This is a genomic window from Sphaerisporangium fuscum, from assembly GCF_018531465.1.
Taxonomy (GTDB): domain Bacteria; phylum Actinomycetota; class Actinomycetes; order Streptosporangiales; family Streptosporangiaceae; genus Sphaerisporangium; species Sphaerisporangium fuscum.
In genome coordinates this window covers 40412-55047 of sequence record NZ_JAHDTF010000001.1, presented here as the reverse complement: position 1 = coordinate 55047, position 14636 = coordinate 40412, and the positions used below count along the sequence as shown (strand labels likewise).

11 protein-coding genes are annotated in these 14636 nt (G+C 70.4%); 6 read left to right on the top strand and 5 right to left on the bottom strand.

The genetic code is table 11. The annotated features are described in order from the left end of the window. Positions 1–226 precede the first annotated feature (226 nt). From glgX to KIK05_RS00205, 5 genes are read left to right on the top strand one after another with little or no spacing between them, the layout of a single operon-like run. Positions 227–2332 (top strand): glycogen debranching protein GlgX, encoded by a 2106-nt coding sequence (glgX, locus tag KIK05_RS00225; protein WP_214408414.1) that lies wholly within the window; start codon positions 227–229, stop codon positions 2330–2332. Positions 2333–2375: 43 nt separating this feature from the next. Continuing rightward, entirely contained in the window at positions 2376–4676 is a 2301-nt protein-coding gene (treY, locus tag KIK05_RS00220; RefSeq protein WP_308249666.1) for a malto-oligosyltrehalose synthase, read from the top strand. 30 nt (positions 4677–4706) lie between these two features. Continuing rightward, positions 4707–6431 carry a malto-oligosyltrehalose trehalohydrolase gene (treZ, locus tag KIK05_RS00215; protein WP_214408413.1) on the top strand — a complete coding sequence of 575 codons (1725 nt, stop codon included), beginning with the start codon at positions 4707–4709 and terminating at the stop codon, positions 6429–6431. Between the two features lie 60 nt (positions 6432–6491). Next, positions 6492–7787, top strand: coding sequence for a cryptochrome/photolyase family protein (locus KIK05_RS00210; RefSeq protein ID WP_214408412.1), 1296 nt, complete (start codon positions 6492–6494; stop codon positions 7785–7787). Further along, a complete protein-coding gene (locus KIK05_RS00205) occupies positions 7784–8086 on the top strand; it encodes an MTH1187 family thiamine-binding protein (RefSeq protein ID WP_214408411.1) in 303 nt (100 codons plus the stop codon). The genes KIK05_RS00210 and KIK05_RS00205 overlap by 4 nt, the downstream gene beginning before the upstream one ends. Positions 8087–8105: 19 nt before the next feature. On the opposite strand, the gene KIK05_RS00200 is transcribed toward KIK05_RS00205, so the two are convergent. Then, complete coding sequence (locus KIK05_RS00200) at positions 8106–8876, bottom strand: SAM-dependent methyltransferase (RefSeq protein WP_214408410.1); 771 nt, start codon at positions 8874–8876, stop codon at positions 8106–8108. Between the two features lie 223 nt (positions 8877–9099). On the opposite strand from KIK05_RS00200, the gene pgm reads away from it, so the two are divergent. Next, entirely contained in the window at positions 9100–10749 is a 1650-nt protein-coding gene (gene pgm, locus KIK05_RS00195; RefSeq protein WP_214408409.1) for a phosphoglucomutase (alpha-D-glucose-1,6-bisphosphate-dependent), read from the top strand. 103 nt (positions 10750–10852) lie between these two features. Here pgm and KIK05_RS00190 read toward each other — a convergent pair whose 3' ends face one another. The 4 genes from KIK05_RS00190 to KIK05_RS00175 all read right to left on the bottom strand — a co-directional run bounded on the left by KIK05_RS00190 (position 10853) and on the right by KIK05_RS00175 (position 14477). After that, positions 10853–11530, bottom strand: a complete 678-nt coding sequence (locus KIK05_RS00190) for a uracil-DNA glycosylase (RefSeq protein ID WP_214408408.1) — start codon at positions 11528–11530, stop codon at positions 10853–10855. 40 nt (positions 11531–11570) lie between these two features. Next, positions 11571–12062 carry a hypothetical protein gene (locus KIK05_RS00185; RefSeq protein WP_214408407.1) on the bottom strand — a complete coding sequence of 164 codons (492 nt, stop codon included), beginning with the start codon at positions 12060–12062 and terminating at the stop codon, positions 11571–11573. A gap of 169 nt (positions 12063–12231) precedes the next feature. Then, a complete protein-coding gene (locus tag KIK05_RS00180) occupies positions 12232–13134 on the bottom strand; it encodes a carbohydrate ABC transporter permease (protein ID WP_214408406.1) in 903 nt (300 codons plus the stop codon). After that, positions 13131–14477, bottom strand: a complete 1347-nt coding sequence (locus KIK05_RS00175) for a carbohydrate ABC transporter permease (protein ID WP_214408405.1) — start codon at positions 14475–14477, stop codon at positions 13131–13133. Before KIK05_RS00175 ends, KIK05_RS00180 begins: the two co-directional genes overlap by 4 nt. Positions 14478–14636 lie beyond the last annotated feature (159 nt).

Sequence of the window (14636 nt, the reverse complement as noted above, 5' to 3'; positions counted from 1 at the left end):
GCCGCCGCGCGGGACGCCGCTTTGTGACCATCATGTAACCGGAGGAGTGTCCCCCCGGCCGTCCACGGCGGAGGGCGGGTAGCCTGGCACGGGCCGCCCGCCGTGTGGCGGCCCGGCCCGGCGCCGCCCAGCCGAGCACCTCGCGAGGAGGATGCCCGGCGTAACTTCGCCGCGCCGTGCCGCATGGTCGGGCGAACATGGGGCAAGTCCCTATCCGGGTGGTGACATGATCGAAATTTGGCCCGGCGACCCCTATCCGCTCGGGGCTACATATGACGGCGCGGGAACCAACTTCGCGCTCTATACGGAAGTGGGCGAGCGTGTCGAGCTCTGCCTGTTCGACGAGGACCACAAGGAGGAACGTGTCGCGCTGACCGAGTGCGAGGGCTTCGTCTGGCACGGCTACCTCCCGGGCATCGGCCCGGGGCAGAGGTACGGCTACCGCGTGCACGGCCCCTACGATCCGGCGCGAGGGCAGCGCTGCAACCCCAACAAGCTGCTGCTCGACCCCTACGCCAAGGCGATCGAGGGCGACGTGAAGTGGGACCAGGCGGTGTACGGCTACCGTTTCGGCGAGCCCGACAGCCGTGACGACACCGACTCGGCCGCCTACGTGCCGAAGTCCATCGTCGTCAACCCCTTCTTCGGCTGGGGGCACGACCGGCCGCCCGCGACGCCGTACCACGACACGGTGATCTACGAGGCGCACGTCCGGGGGCTGACCATCCAGCATCCGCGCATCCCCGAGCGCATCCGGGGCACCTACGCGGCGCTCGGGCACCCCGAGATCATCGATCATCTGACGAACCTCGGCGTGACGGCGATCGAACTGATGCCGGTGCACCAGTTCGTGACCGACGACATGCTGCAGCAGCGCGACCTGACGAACTACTGGGGTTACAACACCATCGGGTTCTTCGCCCCGCACAACGCCTACTCCAGCTCCGGTCAGCGGGGCGGGCAGGTGCTGGAGTTCAAGGCGATGGTCAAGGCGCTGCACGAGGCGAACATCGAGGTCATCCTCGACGTCGTCTACAACCACACGGCCGAGGGCAACCACCTCGGGCCGACGCTGAGCATGCGCGGCATCGACAACGAGGCGTACTACCGCCTCGTCGACGACGACCAGCGCTACTACATGGACACGACCGGCACCGGCAACAGCCTGTTCATGCGCTCGCCGCACACCCTGCAGATGATCATGGATTCGCTGCGCTACTGGGTGAACGAGATGCACGTGGACGGGTTCCGCTTCGACCTCGCGGCGACCCTCGCCCGCGAGCTGCACGAGGTGGACCGGCTGTCGGCGTTCTTCGACCTCGTCCAGCAGGACCCGGTGCTCAGCCAGGTCAAGCTCATCGCCGAGCCGTGGGACATCGGCCCGGGCGGCTACCAGGTCGGCAACTTCCCGCCCCGCTGGACCGAGTGGAACGGCCGCTACCGCGACACGATCCGCGACATGTGGCGCGGCGAGCCGGCCGCCCTGCCGGAGTTCGCCTCCCGCCTCACCGGCTCCAGCGACCTCTACCAGGACGACAGCCGCCGCCCGGCCGCGTCCATCAACTTCGTCACCTGCCACGACGGCTTCACCCTGCAGGACCTCGTCTCCTACAACAACAAGCACAACGAGGCCAACGGCGAGGGCAACCGCGACGGCACCGACGACAACCGGTCGTGGAACTGCGGCGTGGAGGGCCCGGCCACCGACGCGGTGGAGGCGCTGCGCGAGCAGCAGAAGCGCAACTTCCTGGCGACGCTGTTCCTGTCGCAGGGCGTGCCCATGCTCTCCCACGGCGACGAGCTCGGGCGCACGCAGCGGGGCAACAACAACGCCTACTGCCAGGACAACGACATCAGCTGGGTCGACTGGTCGGACGTCCGCGAGAACTGGCTGCTGCTGGAGTTCACCCAGCGGCTCGCCCGGCTGCGCCGCGACCACCCGGTGTTCCGCCGCCGCAGGTTCTTCTTCGGCCGCGCGGTGCGCGGGTCGGGCGACGAGCTGACCGACATCGCCTGGCTCACCCCGGCCGGCGTCGAGATGACCGACGCCGACTGGCACAACGGGTACGCCAAGTCGCTGTGCGTCTTCCTCAACGGCGAGGCCATCACCGAGCCCGACCGGCGCGGACGCCGCATAGTCGACGACTCGTTCCTGCTGATGTTCAACGCCCACCACGACACCATCAAGTTCACGATCCCCAAGCCGTTCGGCGACGCGTGGGTCTCCGAGATCGACACCGCGGTGCCGATCGAGATCGGTTCCTCGCTGTACCGAGCGGGTGACGAGGTGCCGGTGGCGGGTAGATCGGTCAGAGTGCTGCGCCGCGCCTGACCTGCTTCGCGGCACTCGCACCGACCCTCGAAAGGACCAGTACGTGACCCGACCCGTGAACCCGGCGGCGCCCGCAGGATCGGCGGCGCCGCCGGTGACATCCGACGAGCCCGCGGCGTCCCCGGGGGCGGCCGCGCCGGCGCGCGAGATCCCGAGGGCGACCTACCGGCTCCAGCTCACCCCCGCCTTCGGGTTCGGCGAGGCGGCCGCCCTCACGGGCTACCTCGCCGAGCTGGGGGTGAGCCACCTCTACCTCTCGCCGATCCTGCAGGCGGTGCCGTCGTCCCTGCACGGGTACGACGTGACCGACCACTCCCGGGTCCGGGAGGAGTTCGGCGGCGTGGCGGGGCTGCGCGAGCTGGCGGCCAAGGGGCTCCCGCTGGTCGTCGACATCGTGCCGAACCACATGACGGTGCCGGTCCCCGAGTCCGGCAACGCCCAGCTGTGGGACGTGCTCAAGCACGGCCCCGAGGCCCGTTCGGCGCGGTGGTTCGACATCGACTGGTCGGACGGCAGGATCGCCTTCCCCGTCCTCGGCGACGGCGTCGACGTCGAGGCCGAGGTCGTGCCCGACGGCGACGTCCTGCGCTACCACGACCACGAGTTCCCGGTACGGCCCGGTGGAGAAGGCCGGGTGGACGACCAGTTCTACCGGCTGGCGCGCTGGCGGGAGAGCCCGGGGTACCGGCGGTTCTTCGATGTGAACTCCCTGATCGGGCTGCGGGTCGAGGACCCGGAGGTGTTCGAGGCGACCCACCGGGTGATCCTCGCGCTGGTCGGCGAGGGGTTGATCTCGGGGCTGCGCGTCGACCATCCCGACGGCCTGGCCGACCCGCGCGGGTACCTCGCCCGCCTGCGGGAGCGGGCCCCGGTGTGGACGGTCGCCGAGAAGATCCTCATCGACGGCGAGCGGCTGCCGGTCGACTGGGCGTGCGACGGCACCACCGGCTACGACGCGCTCAACATGGTCACCCGGCTGTTCGTGGACCCGGCGGGGGAGGGCCCGCTGGTCGACCTGTTCGTCAAGCACACCTCCTTCCCCCGCGACTACGAGACGGTGCGCTACGAGGCGAAGAAGCAGGTGCTGACGCAGTTCTTCGGCGGGGAGGTCGACCGGCTCACGCGGAACGTTCCCGAGCTGCGCGAGGCGATGGTCGAGCTGCTGGCGGCGATGCCGGTGTACCGGGCGTACGCGGTGCCCGGCGAGGAGCCTCCGGCGGAGACGGTGCGGGTGATCCGGGCGGCGGCCGAGGAGGCCGCCCGGCGTGCCGACCCATCGGCGGTCGCCAGGGTCGCCGACCTGGTGCTGACGGGCCCCCCGGAGTTCGTCACGAGGTTCCAGCAGACGTGCGGGCCGGTCATGGCCAAGGGCGTGGAGGACACCGCGCTCTACCGCTGGTACCCGCTGGCCTGCCTGAACGAGGTCGGCGGCGAGCCCGACCGGTTCGGGGTCTCGACGGCGGAGTTCCACGAGTTCTGCGCCGGCATGGCGCCGCACACCATGACCACCCTGTCGACCCACGACACCAAGCGGTCGGAGGACGTCCGCGCCCGCCTCGCCGTGCTGTCGGAGCTGCCCGGCGAATGGGCCGAGGCGGTGGCCGAGTGGTCGTCGCGGGTGTCCTTCGACCCCAAGCTCGACTACCTCGCCTGGCAGAACCTCATGGCGGCGTGGCCGATCAGCGTGGACCGTTTCGCCGACTACCTCTACAAGGCGGCGCGTGAGGCGAAGACCTCGATCTCCTGGATCAGCCCGGACGCGGCCTACGAGAAGGGCGTCCGCGAGTTCGCGGCCCGCGCGATCGACACCTGCGGGCCCTCGGTGGCCGCGTTCACCCAGCTCGTCGACCGGTACGCGCGGGCGAACTCCCTCGGCCAGAAGCTCGTCCAGCTGATGATGCCGGGCGTCCCCGACGTCTACCAGGGCAGTGAGACCACCGACTTCTCCCTGGTCGACCCCGACAACCGGCGTCCGGTCGACTTCGTCTACCGGCGCTCCCTGCTCACCTCGCCCGGCGGCGACAGCTGGGACGCCGCCAAGCTCCTGGTCACCCGGTCGGCGCTGGGGCTGCGTGCGCGGCTCGACCCCGCGCTGCCGTACGTCCCGCTCGACACCGGCGGAGCGGGCGGGAACGCCGTCGCCTTCGCCAGGGGCGAGCAGGCGGTCGTGGTGGCCACGCGGTTCCCGGCGGGGCTGGAGCGGCGCGGGGGCTGGGAGGGCGAGACGCTGACGCTCCCGCCCGGCCGGTGGCGCGACCTGCTCACCGGCGCCCGGCACACCGGCCGCATTCCCTACGCGCACCTGCTCGGACGTTATCCCGTCGCCCTGCTGGAAAAGGAATAGCAGGCGGACGTGAGTACGGCGGGGAGGAACATGTTCGAGGTCTGGGCACCGAAGGCGAGCCGCGTCGAGGTGGAGATCGACAAGGCCGAACGGTACGAGATGACCCGTGGCGACGGCGGCTGGTGGCGGGCCGAGGTGCCGGGCGCCGGGCACGGCACCGACTACGCGTTCAGCGTCGACGGCGGGGAGGCGTTCCCCGACCCGAGGACGCGCCGGCAGCCGTACGGCATCTTCGGGCCGAGCCGGGTCTACGAGCACGACCGCTTCGCCTGGAACGACCAGGCCTGGCGGGGGCGCGACCTGCCCGGTTCGGTCATCTACGAGATGCACGTGGGGGCCTTCACCAAGGAGGGCACGTTCGACGCGGCGATCGGCAGGCTCGACCACCTGGTCTCCCTCGGCGTCGGATTCGTGGAGCTGCTCCCGGTCCCGCCGGTGCCCGGCCGGCACAACTGGGGGTACGACGGGGTCGACCTTTACGCCGTCCACGAGGAGTACGGCGGGCCCGACGGGCTCAAGCGCTTCGTCGACGCCTGCCACCGGTCCGGCATCGGCGTGCTGCTGGACGTGGTCTACAACCACCTCGGGCCGTCCGGCAACTTCCTCGCGCCGTTCGGCCCCTACTTCAACGAATCAGCGGAATCGTTCTGGGGCCAGGCGGTCAACCTCGACGGCAAGGACTCCGACCAGGTACGCCGCTACTTCATCGAGAACGCCGTGCAGTGGCTGCGCGACTACCACATGGACGGGCTGCGCCTGGACGCCGTGCACGCCTTCCACGACAAGCGGGCGGTCCACTTCCTGGAGGAGCTCGCCGTCGAGATCGACGCCCTGTCCGCGGCCGTCGGACGGCCGCTCACGCTGATCGCCGAGTCCGACATGAACGACCCCCGGCTGATCACCCCGCGCGAGGCCGGAGGGTACGGCCTGGCCGCCACCTGGGACGACGACGTGCACCACGCCCTGCACTCGGCCCTCAGCGGCGAGCGGCACGGCTACTACTGCGACTTCGGCTCCATGGAGGTGCTCGCCAAGGTGCTCACCTCGGCCTACCTCCACGACGGCACCTACTCCACCTTCCGCGGCCGCACCCACGGCCGCCCGGTCGACCGGCAGCGCGTCCCCGGCTACCGCTTCGTGTGCTGCCTGCAGAACCACGACCAGATCGGCAACCGCGCCATGGGCGACCGCCTGCCGGCCGAGGCGCTGAGGGTCGGCGCGGGACTGCTGCTGACCTCGCCGTTCACCCCGATGCTGTTCATGGGCGAGGAGTGGGGCGCGAGCACGCCGTTCCTGTTCTTCACCGACCACGTGGAGCCGCATCTCGCGCAAGGGGAGAGCGAGCGGCGTGAGCGGGAGTTCCTCGGCCACGGGTACGACGACTGGGGCTCCACCGCGCCCGACCCGCAGGACGAGGCGACCTTCCACCGGTCGAAGCTCGACTGGAGCGAGCCGTCGTCGCCGGTCCACGCCGAGCTGCTCGACTGGTACCGCCGCCTGATCGCGCTGCGCAAGGCACGGCCGGAGCTCGCCGACCCCAGGCTCGACCGGGTGTCGGTGCGGTACGACGAGGAGTCCCGCTGGATCGTCGTCGACCGAGGGCCCCTGCGCGTCGCCGCCAACCTCGGCGACGCGCAGGCGATCGTCCCCCTGGCGCCGGGGACGGTCCTGCTCGCCTCCGACCCCAAGGTCACCCTCACCGGCCCCGACCTCACCCTGCCCCCCAGGTCGCTGGCGGTCGTCGAGCCGGCCTGATTTCGCCCGCGTGGGCGGGCGGGATGCAACCGGAAGGCGTCCCGCGCCGAAAGGACAGGAGTGGAGTCGGTAATCGTCCTGCTCAACAGGGACCTGCGCGTGCACGACCACCCCGCGCTCACCGAGGCCTCGGCGTGCGCCCGGTCGGTGGTGCCCCTGTTCGTGCTGGACCCGGCGCTGCGGGGCGGCCACCGGCTGGGCTTCCTGCACGAGACCCTTCACGACCTGCGCTCGTCGCTGCGCCGCCTCGGCGCCGACCTCGTGGTCCGCCGGGGCGATCCGGTGGCGTGGGCCGTCCGGCTGGCCACCGAGATCGGGGCGAGCGCGATCTGGACCTCGGCCGACGTGAGCGCCCACGCCAGGCGGCGCGAGCGGCGCCTCTCGGAGGCGTGCGCGGCGCAGCGCCTGCAGTTCCGGCTGTTCCCCGGTGTGACCATCGTGCCGCCCGGCGAGCTGACGCCCGCCTCCGGCGACCACTACCGGGTGTTCACGCCGTACTGGCGGGCCTGGACGGGCGCCCGCCGCCGTCCGGTGCTGGGCACGCCGCCCCGGCTGCGCCTGCCCCAGGGCGTCGACCCCGGCGAGCTGCCGCCGGTGGATCGCCGGCCGTACGGGATCCTCCGCGGCGGCGAGACGGTGGGGCGGTGGCGCCTGGACGCGTGGCTGGACCTGCGCCTGGCGGGCTACCGGGACGGCCACGACAAGCTCACCGAGGACGAGACCTCGATGATCAGCCCGTACCTGCACTTCGGCTGCCTGTCTCCGCTGGAGGTGGCCGGCCGGGCTGCGGGGCTGCCCGGCGGGGAGGACTTCGTCCGGCAGCTGTGCTGGCGCGACTTCTACCACCAGGTGACGCTGGCGTTCCCCGAGCTGCCGCGACGCGACTACCGGCCGCGCCAGGCCGACTGGAACGACGACGAGGACGCCGCACAGGCCTGGCGGGAGGGCATGACCGGGGTGCCGATCGTGGACGCCGGCATGCGCCGCCTGCGGGCCGAGGGCTGGATGCACAACCGGGCCCGCATGATCGTCGGCTCCTTCCTCACCAAACGGCTGAACGTGCACTGGCGGGTGGGCGGCGAGCACTTCGCCGACCTGCTGCTCGACGCGGACGTGGCCAACAACTGGGGCAACTGGCAGTGGGTGGCGGGCACCGGGAACGACACCAGGCCCAACCGGGTGCTCAACCCGCTGCGTCAGGCCAAGAGGTTCGACCCGGACGGCGACTACGTCCGGCACTACGTGCCCGAGCTGGCCGGGCTTCCGGCGTCGCTGATCCACCAGCCGTGGAAGGCGTCGCCGAGGGTGCCGGGCTATCCACCGCCGCTCGTCCCCTCCTGGACAATGGAGGCATGATCGTAGCTTTCTCGGTGACCCCGCTCGGCGTGGGCGAGGGCGTGTCCGAACCGGTCGCGAGGGCTGTGCGCGTCGTCCGCGAGAGCGGCCTGCCCAATCGGACCGACGCGATGTTCACCACTCTCGAGGGCGAGTGGGACGAGGTGATGGACGTGGTCAAGCGGGCGGTGGAGGCCGTCGCCGAGGTGGCGCCCCGGGTCAGCCTGGTGCTCAAGGCGGACGTCCGCCAGGGCGTGCAGGACGCCATGACCTCCAAGGTGGAGGCTCTGGAACGCCACCTGTCCACACCGGCGGACTGAACCTCGCATCGCGGCCGCGTCAGGGCTTGCGGGCGACTCCGCCCGCGCCCAGCGGCCGGAGCCGCTCGGCCAGGTGCGGTGGGAGGAAGGGGACGCCGTCGAGGAGTTCGAAGTCGCCGAAGAGGCTTCCGATCTCCTCGACCGTGCGCGGGATGAGCGGGGTGCCGGACTCGGCGTAGATCTGCCGCAGCCGTTCTTTGTCGCCGGCGCGGCTGCCGTCCACGGTCAGGTGCGTGATGACCAGGTGGCTGCCCGGAGCGAGGTACTCGCGGAGCCTGGCGACGTGCTCGTAGGGTTCCTCGACGTAGTGCAGGAGCGCCACCATCAGCATCCCCACCGGCCGGCTCCAGTCGATCAGGCCGGTCTGGGCGACCTTGGCGTGCAGGTCCTCGGGCTTGCGGACGTCGCCGTTGACCATGGCGACCGTGTCGGTGTTCGCCAGCAGCGCGCGGCCGTGCACGCAAACCACCGGGTCGTTGTCGACGTAGACGGTGCGGGCGTCGGGCGCGACGGAGTGGGCGACCTGGTGGACGTTGTCCTGGGTGGGCAGGCCCGCGCCGATGTCGACGAACTGCCGGATGCCGACCTCGGCGGCGAGGTGGCGGACGGCGTTGCCGAGGAACTCCCGGTTGCGGCGGGCGCCCTCGCGGGACTCCGGGAACACCTTGAGGACCCGCTTGGCCGCCTCGCGGTCGGCGGCGAAGTTGTCCTTGCCGCCCAGCATGTAGTCGTAGATGCGGGCGGGATTGGGGGTGTGGACGTCGATGCCGCCCGGGGGTAGTGCGCTCACCGCGTCCTCCTGGCTTCGGCGCCGTCCACAGTCCCTCCATGGTACCGGAAAGGTCCTTAACGAAAGGGATAAATGAGGTGATGGCACGATTCGTCCGGCGTGGTGGAGGGGCTGATCGGACGGGCTGAGTACGATCAGCCATGGCAGTCATATCCGTATGAAGCGGATGCCGCTGGGGTAGTGCCCCTCCTGACCGGTACGAGTGTGGGACGAGGAGTTTCAGATGGCGCACGAGCGCGCCGGCAAGCCGGCGCAGGCATCCGATCTGGTGGACGTGCCCCGTCTCGTGACGGCGTACTACGCCCTGCACCCCGACCCCGGGCGCCCGGACCAGCGGGTCGCCTTCGGGACCTCCGGGCACCGCGGCTCCTCGCTCAACACCGCGTTCAACGAGGACCACATCCTCGCGACCAGTCAGGCGATCTGCGAGTACCGGGCCCGGCAGGGCACCGACGGGCCGCTGTTCCTCGGCGTCGACACCCACGCCCTGTCGCAGCCCGCGCGTGCCGGCGCGCTGGAGGTCTTCGCCGCCAACGGCGTCACCGTGCTCGTCGACGCCGCCGACGGCTACACCCCGACCCCCGCGGTCTCCCACGCGATCCTCACCCACAACCGCGGCCGCACGACCGGGCTCGCCGACGGCGTCGTGGTGACCCCCTCGCACAACCCGCCCGCCGACGGCGGCTACAAGTACAACCCGCCGAACGGCGGCCCCGCCGACACCGACGCCACCTCCTGGATCCAGGACCGTGCGAACGCCCTGATCGCCGGGGGCCTGAAGGAGGTCCGCCGGATCCCCTACGAGCGGGCGCTGGCGGCCGAGACCACCGGGCGGTACGACTTCCTGGGCTCCTACGTCGACGACCTGCCGTCGGTGGTCGACGTGGACGCGATCCGCGGCGCCTCGGTCCGCATCGGCGCCGATCCCCTGGGTGGGGCGAGCGTCGCCTACTGGGCGGCGATCGCCGAACGGCACCGCCTCGACCTCACCGTGGTCAACCCCGAGGTGGACCCGACCTGGCGGTTCATGACGCTCGACTGGGACGGCAAGATCCGCATGGACTGCTCGTCGCCGTACGCCATGGCCTCCCTGATCGCCAACCGCTCGGCCTTCCAGGTCGCCACAGGGAACGACGCCGACGCCGACCGGCACGGCATCGTCACCCCCGACGGCGGCCTGATGAACCCCAACCACTACCTGGCCGTCGCGATCTCCTACCTGTGGGGTCACCGGCCCGGGTGGCCCGCCGGGGCCCGTGTGGGCAAGACGATGGTCAGCAGCTCCATGATCGACCGGGTGGTGGCCGACCTCGGCCGCGAGTTGTTCGAGGTGCCCGTCGGGTTCAAGTGGTTCGTCGGCGGGCTGCTCGACGGGTCGCTCGGGTTCGGCGGCGAGGAGAGCGCGGGCGCGTCCTTCCTGCGCCGGGACGGCTCGGCCTGGACCACCGACAAGGACGGCATCATCCTCGCCCTGCTCGCCTCGGAGATCATCGCCGTGACCGGCAGATCTCCCAGCGAGCACTACGCCGACCTGGTCGGCAGGTTCGGCGACCCCGCGTACGCCCGGGTCGACGCCCCGGCCAGCCGCGAGGAGAAGGCGGTGCTCGCCAAGCTGTCCGCCGACGACGTCACCGCGGACACGCTCGCCGGGGAGCCGGTCGTGGCCGTGCAGACCTCCGCGCCCGGCAACGGCGCGCCGCTGGGCGGGATCAAGGTGTCGACTCCGAACGCGTGGTTCGCCGCCCGGCCGTCCGGTACCGAGGACGTGTACAAGATCTACGCCGAGTCGTTCAACGGGCGTGACCACCTCGCCAAGGTGCAGGAGGAGGCCCGCACGCTGGTCGGCGCGGCCCTGAAGCGCGCCGCCGGCTGAGCCCGGTGAGTCGCCGAGGGCAGGCGGTGACCGGCCAGGAGCCCTCGGTGGACGAATGCGACAGGCGCCCGCTCACCTCGGTGAACGGGCGCCTGTCTGTGCCTCAGGGGAGCTTCCACTCCACGGGGGCGGCGCCCTGCTGCTCCAGCAGCTGGTTGGCCTTGCTGAAGGGGCGGCTGCCGAAGAAGCCGTTGCGGGCCGACAGGGGGCTGGGGTGCGCCGACTCGATGCACGGCACCGGCCCGAGCATCGGCTTGAGCGACCTGGCGTCACGGCCCCACAGGATCGCCACCAGCGGCCCGCCGCGCGCGACGAGCGCCCGGATGGCCTGCTCGGTGACCTCTTCCCACCCCTTGCCGCGGTGAGAGGCCGGCTTGCCGGGGGCGACGGTGAGCACCCTGTTGAGCAGCAGCACGCCCTGCTCGGTCCACGGAGTGAGGTCGCCGTTGGACGGGGTGGGGTAGCCCAGGTCGGCGGCGAGCTCCTTGTAGATGTTCACCAGGCTGCCCGGCAGCGGACGGACGTCGGGGGCGACGGAGAAGCTGAGGCCCACGGGGTGACCGGGCGTGGGATAGGGATCCTGCCCGACGATCAGCACGCGCACCTGGTCGAAGGGCTGCTGGAAGGCCCGCAGGACGTTGGCCCCGGCGGGGAGGTACTGCCTGCCCTCGGCGATCTCCTGGCGCAGGAAATCGCCGAGCGCGGCGATGCGCTCGGCGACGGGCTCCAGGGCGGTTGCCCACCCCGGCTCGACGACTTCGTTTAATGGACGACCGGTCATGACCGGATCCTAGCGGTGGCGCCGAGATCGCGAACGGAATCTAGTTGAGGCCGAAGTGCGCGAGCAGCAGCCCGACCTTCCCGGACAACTCACCCACCTCCCCGCGAAGGTCACCGACTTCGGCTCGGACCGAATCGAGTTCGGCCTTGGTGGCCACGGTGCTCCTGAACTCGCCGAACTCGGTGCGCAGGTCGCCGAAATCGGTGCGAAGCCCGGTGACGTCGGTGCGGATCTCAGCGACCTCTGTGTGGAGGGCGACGACCTCCGTTCGCATCGCGATGACGTCACGGCCGATCGAAATGACGTCGCTCTCGACTCGGAGCAGGCGCTTGCTGACATCGTGGACCTGAACGAGCAGGTCGTGCTGACCGTCTTTCAGGTGAGCGAGCTGGCCATAGACGCCGTCGAGCTGATGAGAGAGCTTCATCGTCTCGATGGCGTTGGTGTGTGTATCAGCCGCCGTCTTGGCGACGAGGGTGCGCAGGTCGTCAAGGTCTTGGACCTTGAAGGGGGGAATCTGTTCGTCAACCACGAGAGTGACTATAGCGTCACGTTCGGTGATCGACGGAGGTTTTCCACAGGCCTTTGCGTACGGCCCGGATTCCCGGTTCCGGACGGTCGTCGGGCGCCCGGACCGGGGCTTTCGGGCGCCTTCCCCGAGCGCCCGTCTGCCCCGGGAGACGGGCGCCCGAGAAGATCGGCTACTTCACCGAGCCGGCGAGCAGGCCCTGGACGAAGTACCGCTGGAAGGCGAAGAACAGCACCAGCGGGATGAGCAGCGACAGGAAGGCGCCCGGCGCGAGGATGTCCATGTTGGTGCCGAACTGCCGCATCTGCGACTGCAGGGCCTTGGTCATCGGCTGCGAGCCGGTGTCGGCGAAGACCAGCGCGACCAGCAGGTCGTTCCACACCCACAGGAACTGGAAGATGCCGAGCGAGGCGATCGCGGGCTTGGCCAGCGGGAACACGACCGTCGCGAAGATCTTCCACTCCGGCGCGCCGTCCATGCGCGCGGCCTCCAGCAGCTCCCTGGGGATGCCGACGAAGAAGTTCCGCAGCAGGAAGATCGCGAACGGCAGTCCGAACGCCACGTGGAACAGCACCACGCCGGGGATCGAGCCGAAGATGCCGAGCGCGCCGTACATCTTCGCGATCGGGATCAGCGCGATCTGGATCGGCACCACCAGCAGCGCGATGACCACCATGAACAGGGCGTCACGGCCGGGGAACTCGATCCACGCGAAGGCGTACCCCGCCATGGCGGCGATGCCGATGACCAGGATGGTCGCGGGCACCGTGATGGCCACCGTGTTCCAGAACGACGAGGTGAACCCGCTCGCCAGCAGGTTCGAGTAGTTCTCGAAGGTCAGCTGCGCCGGCTTGGTGAAGATCGTCCACCAGCCGGTCGAGTTGTTGGCGGTGTCGTCGCGCAGCGACACCACCAGCAGGCCGAGGGTGGGGAGCAGCCAGAACAGCGCGAGCACGATCAGGATGAACTGGACCAGCCCACCGCCGATCTTGTCCACGACGCGCGAGAGCGCGTTTCGCTGCACCCCGCCCGCACGGTTCGCCGTGCCCGGCTGTGCCGCGGTGAGGGTCGTCATGACTGCTCCCTCCGGAACCGCCGAATGTTGATGGCCATGAACGGCAGCACCAGCACGAGCAGGAAGATCGCGAGTGCGCTGCCCAGTCCCTGGTTCCCGCCGCCGCCGAACGACACGCGCCACATCTCCAGCGCGATGACGTTGGCGTTGGGCTGCACGGACCCGGGTGCGATGACGAAGACCAGGTCGAAGACCTTCAACGTATTGATGATCATCGTGACCAGGACGACGAGCAGCACCGGCGAGAGCAGCGGGATGGTGATGCGGCGGAACACCTGCCACTCCGTCGCGCCGTCGATGCGTGCCGCCTCCAGCGCGTCACGCGGGATGGCCGACAGGCCCGCCGCGATCAGCACCATGGCGAAGCCGGCCCACACCCAGATGAAGGCGCCTATGATGGCCGGGGTGATCAGCGCGGGGCCGAGCCAGGTCGCGCCCTGGAACGGCTGCGCGAAGTTCGACTGCGGCAGCCGTACCTGGTAGGACCCCGAGGGGAATCCCGAGAAGTGGAAGGTCCCGTCGGCCGCGGTCGTTGTGGTGGCCTTGACCTGTCCATCGGCGACCACCTCTACGGTGATGCCGGGCAGCCCCTTCTCGTTCCCGTCGATCTTGTTGGGCGTGCCGCCACCCGGCATGAAGTCCAGCCATACCGTGCCGGAGATCTCCCCGGCCGAGGAGGGGGTCGCCTTGGCCGGCGCGGAGTTCGACGGCAGGGCGTTGGGTTTCATGCCGACGAGCGGGATGAGCACCGGCTGCGCGGACGTGGCCGGCTGGCGGGTGACGACCGCCCCCTGCTGCACGATCGCGGGCGCCTGGTCGTTCTCGCGGGGACGGGCCTCGGGGTAGCTGCTGCTCGACGCGAAGACGTCGTGAACGGAGGTGAGGATGGCGTTGGCCACGCCCTTGTCGGGGTCCTGCTCGTAGACCAGGCGGAAGATGACGCCGGAGGCGAGCAGCGACACCGCCATGGGCATGAACACGATCAGCTTGAAGGCCGACGCCCAGCGGATGCGCTCGGTCAGCACCGCGAAGATGAGGCCGAGCACGGTCACCAGGCTGGGGGCCACCACGACCCAGATCAAGTTGTTCCTGATCGTGGTCAGGGTGCCCGAGTCACTGAAGATGGCCCCGTAGTTCGCCAGCCCGACGAAGTCGTCGCCGTTGGCGCCGTAGAGGCTGCGGATGAGCGAGTAGATGATCGGGTAGACCACCCAGGCGCCGAGGAGGATGAACGCCGGGAGGAGGAAGAACCAGGCCACTTTGGGCGAGGGACCGAGGTTGCCCGACCGGCCGAATCCCCCCTTCCCTCCGGTACGCTCGCCGGACGAACCTTCCGCGGCCATGCCCGCCTCCGATGGGTTCGAGGTCGCATGCGCTTTCAGGGAAGCGTTTTCCTGCTCCAGCCAGGTGATCCGTCGTTTGAGCGAACGGATCTCGTTCTGGGGGAAACCTCCCGCACCGGAGTCCGGTGCGGTCGCGTCGGCCTCCTGGGGGGCCGACGT